Below are 20,147 nucleotides of genomic sequence, written 5' to 3' on the forward strand. Positions count from 1 at the left end.
TGACAGGCGCCTCCGGATGATTCCGGGGGCGCTTTATTCGTATGTAGGTACGGATCCCTGGCAGATGGCCGAAAATAGGTTGTCGGGATTTTTTGCATATTTATATGCAGCGCTGGAATGACCCGAAGGTAACCGAATAGGCTATCTTGACGAAACCCCGACTTTTGCCGGGTTATATTGCTGTATTCAGCCGTTTTCTCCTATAATATAAGTACCGGGAGGTGAGCCGATACGGCATGGACGATTTTGCAAAGCAATTACAGGAACAGGAAAAAGCACTGGAGAAGATCCGCAACAAGCTGGCTTTGCTGCCCGATCTGCCCGGTTGTTATTTAATGAAGAATGCCGATGGCAAGATTATTTATGTAGGTAAAGCCAAGGTGCTGAAGAACCGGGTCCGCTCCTATTTTACCGGCAGCCATGACGGCAAGACGCAGCGCCTGGTGGCGGATATCCGGGATTTTGAATATATCGTGACCGGAAGCAACATTGAAGCACTCATTCTTGAATGTAATCTGATCAAAACGCATCAGCCGCGATATAACGTCCTGCTCAAGGACGATAAGACGTTTCCTTATATTAAAATTACCAACGAGCCGCATCCCCGCCTTGAGGTGACCCGCCGCGTGCTCAAGGACAAGGCCAAATATTTCGGCCCTTATCCGAATGCTTACGCTGCCCAGCAGACGAAAAAGCTGCTGGACCGGATGTACCCGCTTCGCAAATGCGGGGTCATGCCGAAGGAGGTATGCCTGTACTACCATATGGGCCAATGCCTGGCACCGTGCGAGAAGGAAGTTCCTCAGGAGGAATATGACCGTATTACCCAGGAAATTACTTCATTTCTGAGCGGTGGGCACGAGGAGATTAAGAAGGAGCTCCAGCGCAAGATGCAGGAGGCGGCGGAAGAGCTGTATTTTGAACGGGCGAAGGAACTGCGCGACCAGATTCTGAACATTGAAGCGATCATGGAGAAGCAGAAAATTACGACGACGGACACGAAAGACCGCGACGTATTGGGCTTTGCCGTGGATAAAGGCTGGATGTGCGTGCAGATTCTGTATATGCGCCAAGGGAAAATGATCCAGCGCCACGCATCTGTTTTTCCGTTCTATGGCGAGGCGTACAGTGATTTTATGTCCTTCGTGACGCAGTATTACAGCGACAATCCGGCGCTGCCGAAAGAAATTTTGCTGCCTGACATGCCAAAAGGGGAAGAGGCGGAAGACAGCAGCCGGCCAGAGGATGCCGCGGAATCGATCGATGCCGGCGGCGGTGCTGCATCCCTGCAGGAATGGCTCGGCATCAAGGTGCTGGTGCCCCAGCGGGGAACGAAGCGCCAGCTTGTGGCCATGGCGGAAGAGAATGCCAAGGTCTCACTGGACGAGAAGTTCCGCCTGATCGAACGGGATGAGGAGCGGACGTCCAAGGCCGCCGCGAACCTCGGCCAGTATATCGGCATTGAGTCGCTGCACCGGATCGAGGCGTTCGACAACTCCAACATCCAGGGAACGAATCCGGTATCGGCAATGGTCGTGTTTATCGACGGCAAGCCGGACAAAAAGGAATACCGGAAGTACAAAATCCGTTCGGTTCAGGGACCAGACGATTACGATACGATGCGGGAGGTCGTCCGCAGACGCTATGAGCGCGTGCTCAAAGAAAATTTGGAGCTGCCCGACCTGATTGTCGTTGACGGCGGCAAAGGCCAAATTTCCGCTGCGATCGACGTGCTGCAGAACGAGCTGGGCTTGTTCATCCCGGTGTGCGGTCTGGTCAAGGACGTCAAGCACCGGACCGCGCAGCTGATGGTGGGCGATCCGCCCGAGCCGATTTCGCTGCCGCGCGACAGCCAGGAGTTCTACCTGCTTCAGCGCATCCAGGATGAGGTGCACCGGTTCGCCATCACCTTCCACCGCGAGCAGCGCGGCAAGTCGATGGTGGCATCCAAGCTCGACGCCATCCCGGGCATCGGCGAGAAGCGGCGCAAGCTGCTGCTGAAGCATTTTGGCTCGCTCAAAAAAATAAAAGAGGCCCGGATTGAAGACTTCCGGCCTCTCTCGATCGGCGACAAGCTCGCCGGACAAATTATAGCAGCCCTTCAGGAGGAGGAGTCGTAGCATACGGCTTCTCCTTCTTTTTGCCGTAAAACAGGTAAATGACCCAGGCGACGATAAACGGCATGACGCAGGTGACCACGCCCGCCAAAATGTTCGTCAGATCCCCCATGCTGAACAAGCTGAAGCTCATCAGGATGCTGTCGAACACGACGTGGGCGAACATGACCGCGATGTAGCCGTGACGCAGGAAGATCAAGCTGAACAGGAGACCGATGAACAGGAGCTCAATCGGCCGGGTGTATATCGGGTAGATCGGGTACAGCGTATGGCCGAAGGCCCAAATCAGCGTCGGAATGACGCAGGCGACAAATGTGTTTCTTACGATTTTCTTCAGCATCGGTATGCCGAACAGGCGGTACACGGCTTCCTCGGAGATGCCGGCCATCCAGGCCATGATCGGCAGCATCCACGGATACAGCATGTTATACGGGGACTGCGAGGCGTCCGTCGTGGACCAGCTGTGGATCGTCCGGTCCAGGACGAGATAGATCACCGACTGCGCCCCCATCAGGATAAACGCCCACAAATACCCGGTGAACATGCTGTGGAGCACGTAACGCCCGTATCCAGGCTCTTTGGCGCGGGCCCAGGCGTTGTAACCGGCTTTGCGCCATAGTCCGTCCCCGCCGACCAGGGAGAAATACAGGAGCACCGTCATCGCTATGCTCAGGATCACCTGAACGACCATGGCCGCGATGATCCCGAACTGGGAGAAGCCTTCCGCTTCCAGCACTGGCAGCATGTTATAAGTCGTCAGCAATGAGACAACAAAATAAAACAAGGACAAAAACAGCCCGCGTGCAAAGGAGGTGTACCGCCGCGTCAGTGCACTGTAAATGATGGCGAGAATGCCGAGCACGATCGTAAACAGTCCGTATCCCAGCATAGTCAGCATCGTGGCGCTTTTGGTCTGCTTCTCTACATAAGCCGTATGAGCGGATGGGACCGAAAATCCAGGGAGGAAGGAGTGAAGCTCCCCATCCTCAAAGGCAAACTTGAATTCCAGCTGCGATTCCCCGATGTGCGAGGAGAAGTCGGTATAGATCAATCCGGGCTCATCCTTGCCGCTCGATACTTTCAGGGAGCCGGTGTTATAGCCCAGCTTCTGCAGCCAGGACGAGGCGATTTCCTCTTTATCCTCCAGCGTCATGTTCCCTTCCACAATTCTCAGTTTCTGCTTGCGCATGGTTTCGTTCGATTCAGCCATCGCGGCAGCATACTTGGAGTATGGAGGCGTGATAGAGAACCCGACCACCTTGCCCGTGTTCATATGTACGTCTACATTGACATATCCCTGATCGCTCGACTCGGGCAGCCGGACCCGGAACACGTCATAAGGATACTTCGGTTCGTATTTCTTGTTATATTCGTTAAGAAGCTTCTCTCTGGATAAATAACCGTAAAGGTCCGATTCCGACTGGTACGTGACGAGCGGTTCGGCGGCAATGCCTGTTTGAATATTCAACCGGTCCGAGGCAAACGCTTTGGCGGCTGCTTCCGCCTCCGATTTGCTGATGACCTTGGTCGTTTGCCCCTCTAGCGTCTCCGAGCTCGTCTGCGGAAACACTTGTACAAAAAAGAATAAAATAAGGCCGATGACCCCCAAAATGCCCAGCCATTTATAATTGGCCCTGATTTCCAGCGGCTGGTTTAACCGGTCCATGAAATCCCCCCTTGAATGTGATAAAGATACCATTCCCCCCAATACAGTACGGTAAACATAACATAGAAGATTCGCCCAAAACCAGTATACCCTGAAAATAGTGGTGAAAAAACGATGAAAATCAAGGAAAGCCATCGAAAAGAGAAGATAACCGCAGGCCGTGTCCACCTGCATTGCGAATCAGGCTGTTTTCCATCCAATTCATCAGAAAAAGGCCTTTGTGAAGTCCTACAATAAAGATTATAATTTTGATGCAAATGAATAAGAACGCCGAATTTCCAAGTGAAAACGGGGGAACCAATTTTTTGGGGTGAATTTCGTTGGGACGGTTTAGTCCGCGAATAGGGCAACCTGTGCATGCCCGAATCCGTCAGCTAACCTCGTAGGCGTCGTGCATGCAGGAGCCAAACCGAAAGGCATTGGATTTCCGATGCTTTTTTTCTTTTGACTTTTTTAAAGAGGTGAATGTATTGATTGGGAAATGGAAGTGGTTCCGGCTGGCCCCTCCGCAAGTATTAACGCTCGGTTTTGCGGCCATCATTTTGATCGGAGCCATACTGCTCACCTTGCCGATTTCGAACACGACGGGTAAGCCGCTGAATTTTATGGATGCCTTGTTTACGGCAACCTCGGCGACCTGCGTGACCGGTTTGGTTGTCAAAGATACGGGGCTGTATTTCAGCACGTTCGGTCAAGTCGTCATCATGCTGCTGATCCAGATCGGCGGGCTCGGTTTTATGACGATGGCCACGCTGATCGCTCTGGTGTTCAAGCGCCGGATTTCGCTCCGGGACCGGCTCCTGCTGCAGGAAGCGATGAATCAGAACACGATGGAAGGCATCGTCCGCCTGATTCGGAAAGTGATATTTTTTTCGTTGAGTATCGAAGGCTGCGGAGCGTTGCTGCTCGCCATCCGGTGGTCGTTCGATATGCCTCTTGGAAAAGCGATCTATTTTGGAATATTTCATGGCGTGTCCATGTTCAATAATGCGGGATTTGACCTGTTCGGCCATTTTAACAGCCTGACGGGATTTGTATACGATCCGCTCGTCAATTTTGTCGTGATGTTTCTGATCGTATCCGGCGGCATCGGCTTTATCGTCATGTCCGATCTGGTGGATTACCAGGTACACCGGAAACTGTCGCTCCATACCAAAGTGGTGCTGTCCATGACCGGTGCCCTGATTGTGGTCGGAGCGGTCGTCATCTTTATCTTTGAATTCACGAATCCCAAGACGCTCGGTTCGCTGAATTGGGGCGGCAAAATTCTCGCCTCCCTGTTCCAGTCGGTCACGCCGCGGACGGCAGGGGCGAATACGCTGAACTTGGCAGATATGCGCCAGGCATCGCAATTTTTCACGATTATTCTGATGTTTATCGGCGCGTCGCCGGGCTCTACCGGGGGCGGGATCAAGACCACGACGTTCACCATCCTCGTCGGTGCGGTGATCGCGATGATCCGCGGCCGCGACGATATCGTCCTGTACCGGTACCGTTTGGCGCAGGAGAGGATTTTCAAAGCGTTGACCATTACCTTTCTGGCCTTGTTTCTGGTCGTCGGCGTATCGATGATTCTGTCCACGACAGAAGACAGCAGCTTTTTGATGATCCTGTACGAGACGACTTCGGCTTTCGGCACCGTAGGATTATCGCTCGGGCTGACGCCGCATTTGTCCTTGATCGGGAAAATCCTGATCTGCCTGACGATGTTTGCCGGCCGTCTTGGGCCGCTGACCTTCGCCTACGCGCTTGGTCCGAAGAAGGGCAAGGAGCTGTACCGCCATCCCGAAGGTAAGATCATTATCGGGTAAGGAATTTGGGTGATTCAAAGTTTCAATATTGTTATAAGAACCATATATAGAACCAACATTAAAGGATAAGGAGCATCTGGAAAGAAATGAAAACACAGCAGTTTGTCGTGATCGGTTTAGGGAGGTTCGGCTCAAGCTTGGCCATGGAGCTTATGGATCTGGGTTATGAGGTGCTTGGGGTAGACATCAATGAAGAAGTGGTCAATGATATGAGCGAGCATCTGACCCACGCCGTGGTGGCGGATGCAACCGATGAGGAGGTTCTCAAATCGCTGGGAATCCGCAATTTTGACTGCGGAATCGTGGCGATAGGGGACGATATCCAGATGAGCATCCTGGCCGCAATCCTGCTGAAAGAACTCGGCGTTCAGACCGTAGTGGCGAAGGCCATCTCCATGCTGCACGGCAAAGCCTTGTCCAAGCTGGGCGTGGACCGGGTCATCTTTCCGGAGCGGGACATGGGCATCCGGGTGGCGCACCAGCTCGTGACGCCGAATTTGCTGGATTACATTGAGCTGTCCAAAGATTACAGCATCGTGGAGATGACCGTACCGCAATGCCTGAACGGGAAGACGCTGAGCGAAGTCAATACGAGAGCCCGGTACGGATGCAGCATTGTTGCGCTCCATCGTACCGAGGGAGTCATCGTCGCGCCGACGGCGATGGACCAGCTGCATGCGGGCGACATCATGGTCATCATTGGCTCCAACAGCAATATCGACCGCTTCGAGAGCGAAGCGGTGAACGTCAAGTCATAAATCCGGAAGTGAGACAGACATGGAATCCCCGACGACCGAAATTATTCATCACATTTTAATACTGCTGCTGTTTATCATTGCCGTCGGCATGCTGTCCGGAAGACTGGCCTCCTGGCTCAGGCTTCCGGACGTTGCTGTGTTTATCGTGGCCGGCATGCTGCTTGGGCAGGGGCTGCATCTGATCAACGAAACAAGCAGCTCCCTCATCAACCAGCTGATCCTCACCGTTGGGTCGGCGCTTATTCTGTTTGACGGCGGCCGTAACCTGAAGCTGAGCGGGCTGCGGAAGGTATGGATCACACTTTCCATGCTGAGCGTTCCCGGCGTTATCGTCACGACCTTGATCGTCGGAGCTGCCGTGCATTACCTGTTCGGGCTGGACTGGCTCGTAGCCTTCCTGGCCGCCGCCGTCATTGCCTCGACTGACCCCGCTTCGATCATTCCTGTGTTCAAGCAGGTAAAGATCAAGGAAAGGGTCCGGGAGACGGTGGAGAGCGAGTCTGCCTTCAACGATGCGACCGGCTCGATTCTGACCTTTGCGCTGCTGGCCGCGGTGACGGGCAGCGGTTCTTTACATATCGGGACGATGGCCTGGGATTTCGTAAAAACCGCCGTCGGCGGCATTCTCGTCGGCGCCGTCGTATCTATGATTCTTACGTATCTCGTTGCCCATTTCCGGCTTGGCGTCCTGAAGGATTACACGACGATCACGATGATTGTCGTCGCACTTTCTTCTTATTTAATAGGGGACCTGATTCATGTCAGCGGATTTATGGCGACCTTCGTGGCCGGGCTGATCTGGGGGAACGCGGATACGTTCGGGCTGTCAATGGACGATAAGCTGGAGGAGACCGCATCGTTTGCGGACAATACGAGCGTCATGATGCGGATGCTGATTTTCATCCTGCTCGGCAGCCAGGTCAACTTCCGGGTGCTTGGCGATTACTTCTGGCCAAGCCTGGCGGCGGTCCTGGTGCTGATGGTCATCGCCCGGCCCATCACGATTCTGCTCTGCGCCCTGCCCGACCGCAAGGTCAAATGGTCTTGGCGCGAGCTGCTGTTCATGATGTGGGTCCGGGAGACCGGGGTCATTCCCGCCGCCCTTTCGGGCATGATCGCCGGCATGGGCGTAGCCCACGCTGATGTTATCTCGGCCGTGACGTTCATGGCGATCATGCTGACGATTCTGCTGCAGGCCAGCACCACGGGACTTGTCGCCCGCAAGCTGGGCCTTGAGGTCAAGGCGGAGCCGGCGGCTTCCAGGCCCATGGGGCAGAAATAGCCTGTAACATGATACGAGCCGTCAGGAGCGGGGAATCCCGTCTTGACGGCTCGTCATTTGCCGGCACCGCGTCATTCATCCCGGGTGCGGCCGAAAATCTTTTTCGTTTCTTCGATCCAGCGGCGTGCCCCGGCGCTCAGCCCCCCGTTTTCGGAGTAGACAAGCGAGGTGGTGCGCCGCGTTTCCTGCAGATCGGGAATATGAAGAATCGCCAGGTCGTTGTCGTCCAGCAGCTGACTGCGCAAATACGACTTGGGCAGCAGTGCCGCCGCCCTGCAGGCGGGCAGAAGCCGGACGATCGCTTCAAATGAATCCATTTCCATCCGAATGTCCGGCACGACGCCGGCCCGGTGGAACAATTCGTCGGTCAATTTCCGGTACCACGTTCCGGTTGAGAAAATAATCATCGGCAGGCCGTGTAGCATGTCCATGCTCACATTATCCTGGCCGCACAGCCTGTGATTGCGGGGAAGCACCAGCTCCAGGTGGTCGTCGAACAGCGGCGTGCAGCGCAGGCCGGGCTCTTCGATTGAAGAGGCGACGATGCCTGCGTCCAGCTTCTTGTCGCGGACGGCCGACACGATTTCATGCGTTTTCCCGGTGACCAGCTTCAGCTCAGCAGAAGGGTGCTTCTCCATAAACGCGTTCACCAAAGGCGGTAGCGTCGTCTGAAGCGTGGTCAGGCTGGCTCCGAGCGTCACCGAAATTTGATCGTCCCCTTTGTACTTGGCGATCATCTGCATGAACTTCTGCTGCTGCTGCCGCTGCTCCAGAGCAAAGGTATAGGCCGACTGGCCGAAGGCCGTCAGCTCAAGGCGCTTGCCGCGGCGGTTGAACAGCTGCACGCCGAGCTCGTCCTCCAGCTTGGTAATTTTACGCGAGAGGGCGGGCTGGGACAAATTCAGCAGCTTCGAAGCCTTGTTCAGGCTCGACTGCTCCACCACCGTGGCGAATACATCCAGATCTTCAAACATGTCATTCATCTCCATGAAACTTTTGGACTGCGGCTGCTTGGGGTAAGATGGTTATAGGTGCGGTCTGTTCTTCTGTGAAGTTACATCGACAATTGATTTTGTTTAGATATAAGAACGAATATGCTTCAGAGAATGAGCTTCCCTATATCGCAAGAAAAACTACAAGCTAAACGTAGGTCTTATGCATTTACATTATAACGTTTAATAATTATATTGCAATTCCATTATAAGAAAAAAAAGAGTAACATGAAAAGTGCCACAAGTTGTTCACAGGTTAGAAAAAGGGTGGCAGAATGATGTCGAATAATGAATTATGAAAACGTTGTACTATGAAGAAAGGGGCACGTCAATTTATGAAAGGTTACTATGCCAGAAAGCTTCATTCGCTTCTTGGGGTCATTCCGCTCGCCTTGTTTTTCATCGAGCATGCCCTGACGAATTTTGGCGCATTTGAGGGAGGGCCTGAGCGATTCAACGCCGGCGTTAAATTGCTGAATGACCTTCCGCTTATTTTCGTCCTGGAGTGGGTGCTGATTTATCTTCCGCTGATCTATCACGGCGTATACGGGCTGTATATCGCGTATCAGGCGAAACCGAACACCGGACGCTTCAATTATGAGCGCAACTGGCGCTATCTATTGCAGCGGATTACCGGCGTCATTACGTTCGTATACATCATCTGGCACGTATTCGAAACCCGGTTCCAGATCACTCTCGGCAACGTGACTCACGAAGGGCTAGGTTCCCTAATGCATGATATCGTGACACAGCCGGTATTCTTCGTCCTCTATCTGATCGGCGTCGTATCCGCGTCCTTCCACTTTGCGAACGGACTCTGGTCGTTCCTGGTCGCATGGGGAATCACGGTCGGGCCGCGCGCACAGCGGGTATCCTCGTATGTGTGCATGACGCTGTTCGTCTTGGTAGCATTGATGTTTATTTTGTCCCTGGTCGCCTTCCGCAGAGCGGAATTCCAGGAAGCTTCGGTATGGATTGATACCGTGAAGTCAGTTTTAAGTTAAGGAGAGTGAGCAGGCATGGCAACATCTAATATTATTATCGTGGGCGGCGGTCTGGCAGGTCTGATGGCCACCATCAAGGCAGCGGAAGCAGGCGTCCATGTTCACTTGTTTTCTTTGGTTCCGGTCAAAAGATCGCACTCCGTGTGCGCGCAGGGCGGCATCAACGGTGCCGTCAATACGAAGGGCGAGGGCGACTCGCCATGGGTTCACTTCGACGATACCGTGTACGGCGGGGACTTCCTGGCCAACCAGCCGCCAGTCAAAGCGATGTGCGAGGCGGCGCCTGGCATCATCCACTTGATGGACCGGATGGGCGTTATGTTCAACCGTACGCCGGAAGGACTGCTCGATTTCCGCCGTTTCGGGGGAACGAAGCATCACCGTACGGCGTTTGCCGGGGCAACGACCGGACAGCAGCTGCTGTACGCGCTCGACGAGCAGGTGCGCCGCCACGAAACGGAAGGCCTCGTCACGAAGCATGAGCACTGGGAATTCCTGCAGGCGGTCATCGACGACGAAGGCATCTGCCGCGGCATCTGCGCGCAGGATTTGCGCACGATGGAGATTCATACATTCCAGGCTGACGCGGTTATTCTCGCCAGCGGCGGACCGGGAATCATTTTCGGTAAAACGACCAACTCGGTCATCAATACCGGCACCGCGGCCAGCGCCGTGTACCAGCAGGGCGTTCATTACGCCAACGGTGAATTCATCCAGATTCACCCGACAGCGATTCCGGGCGACGACAAGCTGCGCCTCATGTCCGAATCGGCCCGCGGTGAAGGCGGACGGATCTGGACATACAAAGACGGCAAGCCTTGGTACTTCCTTGAAGAGAAGTATCCGGCCTACGGCAACCTGGTGCCGCGTGACATCGCGACCCGAGAAATTTTCGACGTGTGCGTCAATCAGGGGCTTGGCGTCAACGGGGAGAACATGGTGTACCTCGACCTGTCCCATAAAGATCCGAAAGAGCTGGACGTCAAGCTTGGCGGCATTATCGAAATCTATGAAAAATTCGTCGGCGACGATCCGCGCAAGCTTCCGATGAAGATCTTCCCGGCGGTTCACTATTCCATGGGCGGCATGTGGGTCGATTACAACCAAATGACGAACATTCCAGGCCTGTTCGCAGCCGGCGAATGCGATTACCAATACCATGGGGCCAACCGTCTTGGAGCCAACTCGCTCGTATCAGCGATCTTCGGCGGCATGGTGGCCGGACCGAAAGCCGTGGAATACATTAAGGGAATGAAAAAATCCTCAGCTGATGTACCTTCAAGCGTATACGAACGCTACAAGAAGCAGCAGACGGACAAATACGAAGGCATCCTGAAAATGAACGGCACGGAAAATGCGTACGGGCTGCATAAGGAGCTCGGCGATATCATGACCGCCAATATGACCGTGGTCCGTTACAATAAAAAGCTGGAAGAAACGATCGCCAAAATCAAGGAACTGAAGCAGCGCTACAAAAACATCAACGTCAACGACACGTCGCGCTGGAACAATCCGGGCGCTTCGTTTACCCGCCAGCTGTGGAACATGCTGGAGCTGGCCGAAGCGATGACGCTGGGAGCACTGCTCCGCAACGAGAGCCGCGGGGCTCACTACAAGCCGGAATTCCCGGACCGCAACGACGAGGAGTTCCTCAAGACGACCAAAGCGGCGTGGACACCGGATGGCCCGCAAATTTCTTATGAAGCAGTGGATGTATCGCTGATCCCTCCACGGATCCGCGACTACTCCAAAGACAAGTAAAGAAGGGGGATTTGACATGGCGGAAGCAACTGCATCTTCCAAAAAAGTGAAGTTTATCATAACCCGTCAGGACGGCCCGGACGCTGCTGCTTATACCGAGGAGTTCGAGCTTCCGTACCGCCCGGGAATGAACGTGATCAGCGCGCTGATGGAAATTCAGCGCAACCCGGTCAACGCCAAAGGCGAAAAGATCGCCCCGGTATGTTGGGAATCCAACTGTCTGGAAGAGGTGTGCGGCGCATGCTCGATGGTGATCAACGGCAAGCCGCGCCAAGCGTGTGCGGCGCTGATCGATAAGCTGGAACAGCCGATCCGGATTCAACCGATGAAGACGTTCCCGGTCGTGCGCGACCTTGTCATCGATCGCAGCCGGATGTTCACCGCGCTCAAGCGGGTGAAAGCCTGGATTCCGATCGACGGCACGTACGATCTTGGCCCTGGACCACGGATGCCGGAGAAGAAGCGTCAGTGGGCTTATGAGCTGTCCAAGTGCATGACCTGCGGCGTCTGCCTGGAGTCCTGCCCGAACGTAAACGACAAGACCGACTTTATCGGTCCGGCGGCGATCTCCCAGGTTCGCCTGTTCAACTCCCATCCAACGGGTGAATTGAACAAGGAAGAACGCCTGGAAGCGCTGATGCAGGACGGCGGCATCGAAGGCTGCGGCAACTCGCAGAACTGCGTGCGCTCCTGTCCGAAAGGCATTCCGTTGACCACGTCGATCGCGGAAATGAACAAGCAAACCACCAAACACATGTTCAAGCAGTGGCTGGGTGTATAAATCAACGTTAACCATCATCCCCTTGTCAGCGGAGAGCTTTTCGCCGGCGAGGGGATTTTTGGTATATGTCAGGATGCGTCCAACCCTTGTGGCGGGGGTAATCTAACGATAAAGACTTCTAAAACTTTACAGGCAGAAGATGTGCAGGGAGAATGGAGGAGGATGGCTCATGTCTTGGTGGATGTGGGTGCTCAATATTACCGGTTTGATTGTCCTGATTGCGGTGTTTTACGGGTTGGAGAAGAAATGGACGAGCAAGGCGATCCTGCTTGGGCCAATTCTCATTTATGTTCTGGTCTCCCTGGAAGACTTGATCGGCTGGATCGACCTTTCCCGGGTCGTACCGGGAACAGGCGGGATGCGGGCCTTGATTCTGATCTTCTGCCTGAGCTCGGTCATCTTCTACGTGCTGTATATTTTCAACCGGATTGCCGAGTCGGCCCTGAAAAAAGAAGTGCAGCTCAAAACCGTCATTACGCGCATCAGCATGGCCACGTTAACGTGCATCCTCTTTTTTACCGTTATCTACACGTCGATTTACAAGCTCTTCGGCCATAACAGCTTCGACGGCAAAAATATCGGCAACGATTTGCTGAGCCAGGTGATTTCCTTCTTGTATTTTAGCGTTGCAACCTTTGCTACCGTCGGCTACGGGGATATCACTCCTGTCGATAACACCTCCAGAGGAGTCGTCGTGATGGAGATCGCCTTCAGTTTTATTACGGTTGCTTATGCGCTGTCGCTGCTGAGCGTGTTCCGTAAAATTTTTAAAGAGGGCCCGGAGGGTGCAGGTCAGGAGGAGGGGTAAGCTTTCCGGCATCATGCCCGGACTTTGCGCAATAACCGTTGAGTGTATCCCTTTGAACAGCAGCGTTTGTCCCGGGCTAGTGCACCGCCTCCGGCGGAATGATCCGCACTGCTGGAAGAGCGGCGGCCTGAAGGATATAATAGGGGAAAGTCCTATTCTATTCCAATACAGGAGGCCGCCTGCATGAAACATACGCCGCATCCGGGAACGGGAATTCGGCAGGAGGCAGCCCAGCCGGAGCTGCCCGGCAGCCGGCTCACCCGCAGGCAATTTTTGAAGCGCGGCGTCGCCCTAGCGGCCGGAGCGGGATTGCTGGCAGGCGCTTACGCCTGGTTATGGGAGCCGCAGCAGCTGGATACCGTGTACCGGACCCTGGTATGTCCGCGGCTGCCGGCGGCTTTTCACAACTTGAAAGTCGTCCATTTCAGCGATGCCCACCTCGGGTTTCACACCCGAAAGAAGCACATCGAGCTTCTGATTGCGGCCATTCGCAGGGAAGCTCCCGAGCTGATCTGCTTTACCGGCGATATCATTGATTCGAGTGCGGAGGCGATGAACGAGTATATTCCGCTGCTCGCTTCGATCGAAGCCCCTCTTGGTAAATTTGCGGTGCTGGGCAATCACGATTTTTGGGGAGGAAGCGGCAAGGATGTGAGTCAAAGGCTGCAGGTGGCCGGCTTTCGGGTTCTGCAGAACAGCAGCCAGCTCCTGAACCGCGGCGGACAGTCCATCGCGGTGGTCGGCTTGGATGACTGGCTGCATGGATTTCCCGATCCGCAGAAGGCAAGAGCCGGCATTCCGGACGACATGTTCAGCTTGCTCTTGATGCATGAGCCGGATTACGCCGGTAACGCGGCCCTGTTTCCTTTCGATCTGCAGCTGTCCGGACACAGCCATGGCGGACAGGTGCGTCTGCCCCTGCTCGGTGCGCTGATGACGCCTCCGGGATCCAAACGGTACGTCATGGGGATGTACGAAGTGGGAGAACGCCGAATGCCGCTGTATGTCAACCGGGGGATCGGGGAGACCCACCTTCCCGTCCGCTTGTTATGCAAGCCTGAGCTTACCGTCTTCACCCTGCAGTCTGACGCTCGTTAGACAAGCTGGTAACGATTCGAATCAATTTAAGGGAATCAAGCGAAGGAAGGGGAGAAGAGCGTGCTGAATGAGGACACACGAACGCCGATGCCCCTGCTTACGGGCAGCCGTCTGATGATGAAACCGATCGAACCGCAGGACGCGCCGAGGCTGCTGGATATCCTGGCAGACCCCCAGGTGATCAAATACGTGACCCAGAGCTCCTTCTTCAGCTTTGCCCGCTCGCGGCGCATCGCCTCGGAGCTGCTGAGCACCGGCCGCAGGGACTCGCTGCACATGGGCATTTGGCTTCATGGCGAGCGCGAGCTGGCCGGCGTGGTGTCGATGCAGCATTGGCGTGAGGAGAAGCGCGATGCCATGATCGGCTATATGCTGGCCAAAGCGTACTGGGGCAGGGGAATCGCCACCGAAGCGCTCGGCTTGATGCTGCACTATGCCTTCACCGAGCTGAAACTGCTGCACATCGAAGGCAGATGCCATGCGGTCAACACGGCGTCGGCCAAGGTCATGCAAAAAAACGGGATGCAGCTCAGCCGTACTTTTCAGCATAGACGCATGTTTTTCGCCGCGCCGGTCGAGATGATGGTGTACGCTCATACCGACCGTACCTATGATGAATACCGGAAGGGGCTGCAGGTTCAGGCAAACCAGGAGAATGCGCCCAATCTGCAATCATATGAAATCAGGTAAGATTTGTAACATAAATGAAATATTGCTGTTATGGGACTCTAACAGAGACCGGGTAAACTTATTCACATGACCCCCTTTTTGAAAATATAAATGATGTTCTGGGACCCGGATCGTGCGGGTTCATTTTTTTTGCCCAAAAAAAGAGGCTCCCTCAGAGGGGAACCGCCTTTTTGTCTTTGCCCTTGAAATACACCCATTCCCGGAATCCGATGTCCTTCAGGCGCCGGGCTACTTCGTCCCGCTCGTCTCCAACCCTTCCAGGAACATGAGCGTCCGAGCCGAAAGTGACGTCCACGCCGAAGTGGAGCGCCCGCTCAAGGATGGCGTCCGCCGGGTACCAGCCGCCGCTGAGCTTCGTTTTGCCCGATGTATTGATTTCGATCGCGATTCCGCACTCGGCAATGGTCTGCAGCGTTTCGTCAATGATCTCATCGGCGGGAATGTCGGAGAAGGCCGGGAAGTTGCCTTTCATCGCGTCAATATGCCCAAGGATTTGGAACATGCCGCTTCGGGCGGAGTCCTGGATCAGCCGGTAATACTCCTCCTTGACGCGGATGCGCTCCTGTTCGGACAGCCCCTTCCAGCGGTTTTTGTTAAAGATGCTGACGCCGCCCACGCTATGTACCGAGCCGATGATGTAGTCAAACGGAACATCGGCAAGAAACTTCCTGTATGTTTCGGCATGCTCCGGAAAAAAGTCGGATTCGATGCCGAGCAGCACGTCGATGCGCCCCTCGTATTCCTTTTTCAAATCAAGCACTTCCCGCACATAATGCTGAAGCTCCGATTTGCCCATGGCGATGCGCGGAAACGCTCGGTCCTCTTTCTCGCCAAAATAGGGGGTGTGGTCCGAAATGCCGATGACTTGAAGTCCGGCCTCCAGCGCCGCTTCCACGTAATCCCGGATATTGCCGTCGGCGTGCCCGCAGCGGAAGTGATGGGTATGCAGATCGAATTTCATATCGTACTCCTCCTTGTCAATAATCGTTGGAATCAAAGGTATGCGGCGGGGTTACTCCGAGCTGATGAAGTTCGTTTCCGGCATGCCTTTCAGGTCGCTCAGAAACTGCTGCATGGCCGAGTTCAGGTATTTGCCAGACTTGTAAATGACGCCGACGGGATGGCTCACTTCCAGTTCGGTCAGCGGTATGATCTTCAGTGTGCCGAGGCGGAGCTCGCTCGCGACCGACTGTTTGGACATGATCGCCGCGCCGAGGTCGATTTCGACCATCCGCTTGATTTCTTCACTGCTGGACAATTCCATGACGACATTGGGCTCGATTCCGTGCTTTTTTAAAATATCATCGGCAAACCGTCTGCCCACCGTATCGGGTGACAGCAGGATGAGGGGCGTTTCCCGGAGGACATCGATCGTGACGGCCGTCTTCCGGGCAAGCGGATGGCGCGGGGAGACGATCAGCTCAAACGTGTCATAGTACAGAACCGACGTCATCAAATTGGGGTTGCGCTCGATCAGATAACCCAGGCCCACATCGATCTGTCCGTTCTCCACGCTGGTGTAAATCTGGGAAGAAGCCATGGACATGATGGAGGTTTTAATGAGTGGAAACTGGTTCTGGAAGTAAGAAAGGACTCTGGGTAAAATTTGTATGGCTATCGAAGTGGTGGTTCCGAGCACGATGTGTCCCTGCGGTGTTTGATCCAGGTCGTACAGGCGCTCCTTCAGCTCTTCCACAATCGCTAGAATCCGTTCGGCATGGCTGAGAAACACTTCTCCGCGGTCGGTCAGCGTGACGGGCTGATTCCGGTCCACGAGCACCGTCTTGAACTCGTCCTCCAGACTTTTGATCTGGGCAGACACAGCCGGCTGGGTTAAGTTGAGCAGCTCTCCGGCTTTGCGGAAGCTCATGGTTTTTGAGATGGTAATCAGGGTCTCCAATTGGCTAATGTTCATGCATTTCCTCCTTCGGCGTTGATGCCTGCCGTCAAGCAGATCAGTTCGAACAAGTGTATCCTTTCATTATATGGGATTCCGGAAGTCAGGGCAACGCGGGCGGGGCAGCCGGTGATTCGTTTTATTTTTGGAAAAAGCAATCTACAAAATTCGCCACGGTCTTCAAAATTGCTCCGGAAGTACCGATATAGATAAAGGGAATCATCCCGGTTTTCTTTCTTAAATAGGAAAGCCGGTGGATATATAAGGGTATTTATACCCTGGATTGAAGACGTTTCATGAATTTTTCGTGATTTATTCCAGGGTTTAAAGTATAATTATTCCAATGGTAATGGGACTTTTGGGACATGTCCCAACCCGTTGTGAAAGGGGCAGTAATTACATATGAAGGCTGAAGTCATTAATCCTTTTCTGGAGTCCGCCCGGACCGTCATTGAACAAGTGATTCAGGTTACCCCTTCTACAGGCAGCCTCGGGGTGAAGAATATGGAGATCATCGAGGATCACATCTGGATTCAAATCGGGATGACAGGACAGCTTACCGGCAACATCGTGTTCGGAATTCAAGAGCATGTAGCGCTGCGGATGGTGTCCGTGATGATGGGCGGTTACATTCTGACGGAAATGGACGAAATGGGCCAGAGCGCCATATCCGAACTTGGTAATATGATCAGCGGCAATGCCAGCACGATTTTGTCCAACCAAGGGGTCACGGTCGACATTACGCCTCCGAGAGTGATGAAGAGCGAGCACATCGAGTCGTTCCTTCCGCAAAAGGCGCTCAGCATTCCGCTGCTTATGGACGGAATCGGCGAACTGGATATTCAGGTCATGATATCTTAAAATATCAGCAAGGAATAACGGCAGGAAGCACAAGCGTTACGTTTGCTGATCCCTGGGCATGATGCTGGTCCGCTGTGAGCATGCGGGCGACGTTATCCTACAGAAGTGGGAAAGGGCGGGAACAAACTCTGGACGGCGCTGCTGCGCTGATTCGGGGTGTTCCGGCTTGCTTTCCTATAGGAGGACGAGAAGCCATGTTAAAGGACAAAGTCGTCGTGATCACCGGGGCGTCGAGCGGGATCGGGGCCTTGACGGCGAAGCTGGCCGCAGCGGAAGGCGCGGTGACGGTGCTGACCGCCAGGTCGGAGCAGCGCTTGCAGGAAGCAGCTGAAGGCATGACGGGATCCTTTGAATTGCGGGCCATGGATGTGACCCGGGAGGACCAGGTGAGCACCACGATGCAAGACATTATACATAAGTACGGCCATATTGACATTTTGCTGAACAATGCGGGCTACGGCAAGTTTGAGACGATTACGGACATGCCTGCCCAAGAGTTCGGACAGATGATGGACGTCAACTATATGGGCACGGTCCGGTGCACCAAGGCGGTGCTGCCGTCAATGCTCCAGCGCGAAGCGGGACATATCATCAATGTGGCGTCGATGGCGGGGAAAATCGGAACGGCCAAATCCACGGCGTACACGGCCACGAAGCATGCCGTTCTCGGCTTCAGCAACGCTCTCCGGCAGGAGCTGCGGGAATCGGGCATTCGGGTGTCGACGATCAATCCAGGTCCGATCGATACGCCGTTTTTTGACATTGCAGATCCGTCGGGTGGATATATCAGCAACGTGAAATGGCTGATGATGACGCCGGAACATGTAGCCCGCAAAATCGTCAAGGTGATGCATACCGGGAAGGAAGAAATGAACCTGCCGGGGAAAGCGGCGGTCGCCATGCGCCTGTACCAGATGTTTCCCAGACTGGCGGACCGGCTGACCTACCGGATCATGAACCGGAAGTGATACGCCTTCTGATCTCTATAAATAAGCTGGCTCCCATAAGGGGCCGGCTTATTTTTTACGACCGCAGAATTTTGCGGTGAGTCCTATACTTGCATTTGGTGGGATGGCACTTTTGGCATATAATGATAAAGAATGACTTAAAACATAAAGGATGAACGATTTCATGAACCCGACTTCTTTTGAAGCAACAGGTATTGACCGAGTATGGATAGACAAGCTGGCCGAGTACGGCATAACGGAGCCTTCGCCGGTCCAAGCGCAGGCCATTCCTGCGGTGCTGCGCGGAGCGGATGTGCTCGCCCGCTCGCAGACGGGAACCGGCAAAACGCTGGCCTACCTTCTGCCCGTACTGCAGACCATCGATCCGGAGCTGAAGGCGACACAGAAGCTTATTCTTGCGCCGACCCAGGAACTGGCGATGCAGATTGTACGCGAAGGCGAAAAATACGGGGAAGCCCGCGGCATCGGTGTGCTTGGGCTGATCGGCGGGGCCGCGGTCAAGCGTCAGGTGGAGAAGCTGCGGCTGCATCCCCAGCTTGTGGTCGGAACTCCCGGCAGAGTCCGCGAGCTGATCGAGATGCGCAAGCTGAAGATGCATCACGTCTCGACCATCGTGGTGGACGAGGTCGACCAGGTATTTCAGCTCGGCGGTGCCGGCGACGTCGACCGGATATTGAGCAGCGCACTGCGTGACCGGCAGCTGGTATTCCTGTCGGCCACGGTCAGCGAGAGCACGGCGGCGCTGGTCAAACGGGAGATGCGCAGCCCGGTCGAAATCGGCATCGACCCGGACCAGACGACCGCGCCGGGGCTGGAGCATTTGTATGTGGTCGCCGAGGAACGCGACCGGGTCGACATGCTGCGGCGCCTTATCCGCCAGTACAACCCGCAGCGGGCGATCGTCTTCGTCAATCAGACCGAATCGATCGCCGAGGTGGAGGCGAAGCTGACTCATTTGGGCATCGCGGCGGAGGGATTGTACGGAGACGCGGACAAACTGGCGCGCAGCCGGGTGCTGGGCGGCTTCCGCCACGGCAGGTTCAAAGTGCTCGTGGCAAGCGACGTGGCGGCGCGCGGGCTCGATATCGAAGGGCTCGAGCTCGTTATCAACTTCGACCCGGCGCCTGACGCCGAGCACTATGTGCACCGTGCCGGACGGACGGGCCGGATGGGGCGCAGCGGGCGCGTCATCTCGATTGTGACGGACCGCCAGACCTTTATTATGCGGAAGTTTGCAGGAGAGCTCGGCATCTCTCTCGAGCCGCGCGTGCTGTACGCTGGCAAAGTGCTGTCGCCGGAGCAGTTTGCGGCCCGGAAGGGGGAGCCGTCAGGCCAGCCCCATCAGCGCCAGGTTCGGCCATCCGGGAGCCAGGCAGGCATGGCGGAAGTGCGCGGCAGCCGGCAAGGAGACTCGAAGCCGGCCAAGGGGAGCGTCCGCGGCTCATCCAGCCCGGGCGAAACGCGGGAAGGCGGCGGACGCCGCGACGGCCGGGATACGACCCGGCAGGGCGGTGAGCCTTTCAAGGGCGGCAAACCGGCGGCCCGCCAGAGCCAAAGCGAACGGGAGCGTATCCGCAAGAACAAGGGCGCCCCGAAATGGTTAAAAAATAAACCTCCCCGGCCTTAATCGGCGAGCGGGGAGGCAAGTACGGA

The 20,147-nt window shown here is 55.1% G+C and carries 17 protein-coding genes and 1 riboswitch; of the genes, 13 read left to right on the forward strand and 4 right to left on the reverse strand.

Going from position 1 to position 20,147, the window contains the following annotated elements; all coding sequences use genetic code 11:
• Positions 1-236: 236 nt before the first annotated feature.
• Positions 237-2,120: an excinuclease ABC subunit UvrC gene (gene uvrC, locus KI379_RS30600; RefSeq protein ID WP_212985907.1), complete on the forward strand. Its 1,884-nt coding sequence runs from the start codon at positions 237-239 to the stop codon at positions 2,118-2,120.
• On the opposite strand, the gene KI379_RS30605 is transcribed toward uvrC, so the two are convergent.
• Positions 2,089-3,783 (reverse strand): CPBP family intramembrane glutamic endopeptidase, encoded by a 1,695-nt coding sequence (locus tag KI379_RS30605; protein ID WP_212985908.1) that lies wholly within the window; start codon positions 3,781-3,783, stop codon positions 2,089-2,091. The genes uvrC and KI379_RS30605 overlap by 32 nt on opposite strands.
• Positions 3,784-4,041: 258 nt before the next feature.
• Positions 4,042-4,186: riboswitch (cyclic di-AMP (ydaO/yuaA leader) on the forward strand.
• A gap of 67 nt (positions 4,187-4,253) precedes the next feature.
• Between KI379_RS30605 and KI379_RS30610 the strand changes: the two genes are divergently transcribed.
• The 3 genes from KI379_RS30610 to KI379_RS30620 all read left to right on the forward strand — a co-directional run bounded on the left by KI379_RS30610 (position 4,254) and on the right by KI379_RS30620 (position 7,634).
• Positions 4,254-5,594 (forward strand): TrkH family potassium uptake protein, encoded by a 1,341-nt coding sequence (locus KI379_RS30610; RefSeq protein WP_244879500.1) that lies wholly within the window; start codon positions 4,254-4,256, stop codon positions 5,592-5,594.
• Positions 5,595-5,680: 86 nt separating this feature from the next.
• The gene (locus tag KI379_RS30615; protein WP_076174058.1) at positions 5,681-6,352 is read left to right on the forward strand and encodes a potassium channel family protein; all 672 of its coding nucleotides are present in this window, start codon (positions 5,681-5,683) and stop codon (positions 6,350-6,352) included.
• Positions 6,353-6,371: 19 nt separating this feature from the next.
• Positions 6,372-7,634, forward strand: coding sequence for a cation:proton antiporter (locus KI379_RS30620; protein ID WP_212985910.1), 1,263 nt, complete (start codon positions 6,372-6,374; stop codon positions 7,632-7,634).
• A gap of 71 nt (positions 7,635-7,705) precedes the next feature.
• Here KI379_RS30620 and KI379_RS30625 read toward each other — a convergent pair whose 3' ends face one another.
• Positions 7,706-8,608 carry a LysR family transcriptional regulator gene (locus KI379_RS30625; RefSeq protein ID WP_089548454.1) on the reverse strand — a complete coding sequence of 301 codons (903 nt, stop codon included), beginning with the start codon at positions 8,606-8,608 and terminating at the stop codon, positions 7,706-7,708.
• A 353-nt stretch (positions 8,609-8,961) separates the two neighbouring features.
• On the opposite strand from KI379_RS30625, the gene KI379_RS30630 reads away from it, so the two are divergent.
• The 6 genes from KI379_RS30630 (at position 8,962) to KI379_RS30655 (ending at position 14,768) form a co-directional block, all read left to right on the forward strand.
• The gene (locus KI379_RS30630) at positions 8,962-9,630 is read left to right on the forward strand and encodes a succinate dehydrogenase cytochrome b558 subunit (RefSeq protein WP_076174065.1); all 669 of its coding nucleotides are present in this window, start codon (positions 8,962-8,964) and stop codon (positions 9,628-9,630) included.
• Between the two features lie 15 nt (positions 9,631-9,645).
• Complete coding sequence (sdhA, locus tag KI379_RS30635) at positions 9,646-11,391, forward strand: succinate dehydrogenase flavoprotein subunit (protein WP_076174068.1); 1,746 nt, start codon at positions 9,646-9,648, stop codon at positions 11,389-11,391.
• Positions 11,392-11,407: 16 nt separating this feature from the next.
• The gene (gene sdhB, locus KI379_RS30640; protein WP_076174070.1) at positions 11,408-12,172 is read left to right on the forward strand and encodes a succinate dehydrogenase iron-sulfur subunit; all 765 of its coding nucleotides are present in this window, start codon (positions 11,408-11,410) and stop codon (positions 12,170-12,172) included.
• A 169-nt stretch (positions 12,173-12,341) separates the two neighbouring features.
• Positions 12,342-12,980, forward strand: coding sequence for an ion channel (locus tag KI379_RS30645; RefSeq protein ID WP_089548453.1), 639 nt, complete (start codon positions 12,342-12,344; stop codon positions 12,978-12,980).
• A 183-nt stretch (positions 12,981-13,163) separates the two neighbouring features.
• A complete protein-coding gene (locus KI379_RS30650; RefSeq protein ID WP_212985911.1) occupies positions 13,164-14,078 on the forward strand; it encodes a metallophosphoesterase in 915 nt (304 codons plus the stop codon).
• A 60-nt stretch (positions 14,079-14,138) separates the two neighbouring features.
• Positions 14,139-14,768: a GNAT family N-acetyltransferase gene (locus KI379_RS30655; RefSeq protein ID WP_212985912.1), complete on the forward strand. Its 630-nt coding sequence runs from the start codon at positions 14,139-14,141 to the stop codon at positions 14,766-14,768.
• Positions 14,769-14,919: 151 nt separating this feature from the next.
• On the opposite strand, the gene KI379_RS30660 is transcribed toward KI379_RS30655, so the two are convergent.
• Together KI379_RS30660 and KI379_RS30665 are read right to left on the reverse strand one after the other, a co-directional pair.
• Positions 14,920-15,729: a histidinol-phosphatase gene (locus KI379_RS30660; RefSeq protein ID WP_089548451.1), complete on the reverse strand. Its 810-nt coding sequence runs from the start codon at positions 15,727-15,729 to the stop codon at positions 14,920-14,922.
• Positions 15,730-15,780: 51 nt separating this feature from the next.
• Positions 15,781-16,683, reverse strand: coding sequence for a LysR family transcriptional regulator (locus tag KI379_RS30665; protein ID WP_076174084.1), 903 nt, complete (start codon positions 16,681-16,683; stop codon positions 15,781-15,783).
• Positions 16,684-17,067: 384 nt separating this feature from the next.
• Between KI379_RS30665 and KI379_RS30670 the strand changes: the two genes are divergently transcribed.
• The 3 genes from KI379_RS30670 (at position 17,068) to KI379_RS30680 (ending at position 20,121) form a co-directional block, all read left to right on the forward strand.
• On the forward strand, positions 17,068-17,526 hold the full coding sequence (locus KI379_RS30670) for a chemotaxis protein CheX (protein WP_076174086.1): 459 nt from the start codon (positions 17,068-17,070) through the stop codon (positions 17,524-17,526).
• A gap of 194 nt (positions 17,527-17,720) precedes the next feature.
• The gene (locus tag KI379_RS30675) at positions 17,721-18,494 is read left to right on the forward strand and encodes an SDR family NAD(P)-dependent oxidoreductase (RefSeq protein ID WP_212985913.1); all 774 of its coding nucleotides are present in this window, start codon (positions 17,721-17,723) and stop codon (positions 18,492-18,494) included.
• A 163-nt stretch (positions 18,495-18,657) separates the two neighbouring features.
• Positions 18,658-20,121 (forward strand): DEAD/DEAH box helicase, encoded by a 1,464-nt coding sequence (locus KI379_RS30680; RefSeq protein ID WP_212971273.1) that lies wholly within the window; start codon positions 18,658-18,660, stop codon positions 20,119-20,121.
• Positions 20,122-20,147: the final 26 nt, after the last annotated feature.

The organism is Paenibacillus cineris, from assembly GCF_018333335.1.
In the GTDB taxonomy this organism is placed as follows: Bacteria; Bacillota; Bacilli; order Paenibacillales; family Paenibacillaceae; genus Paenibacillus_AQ; species Paenibacillus_AQ favisporus.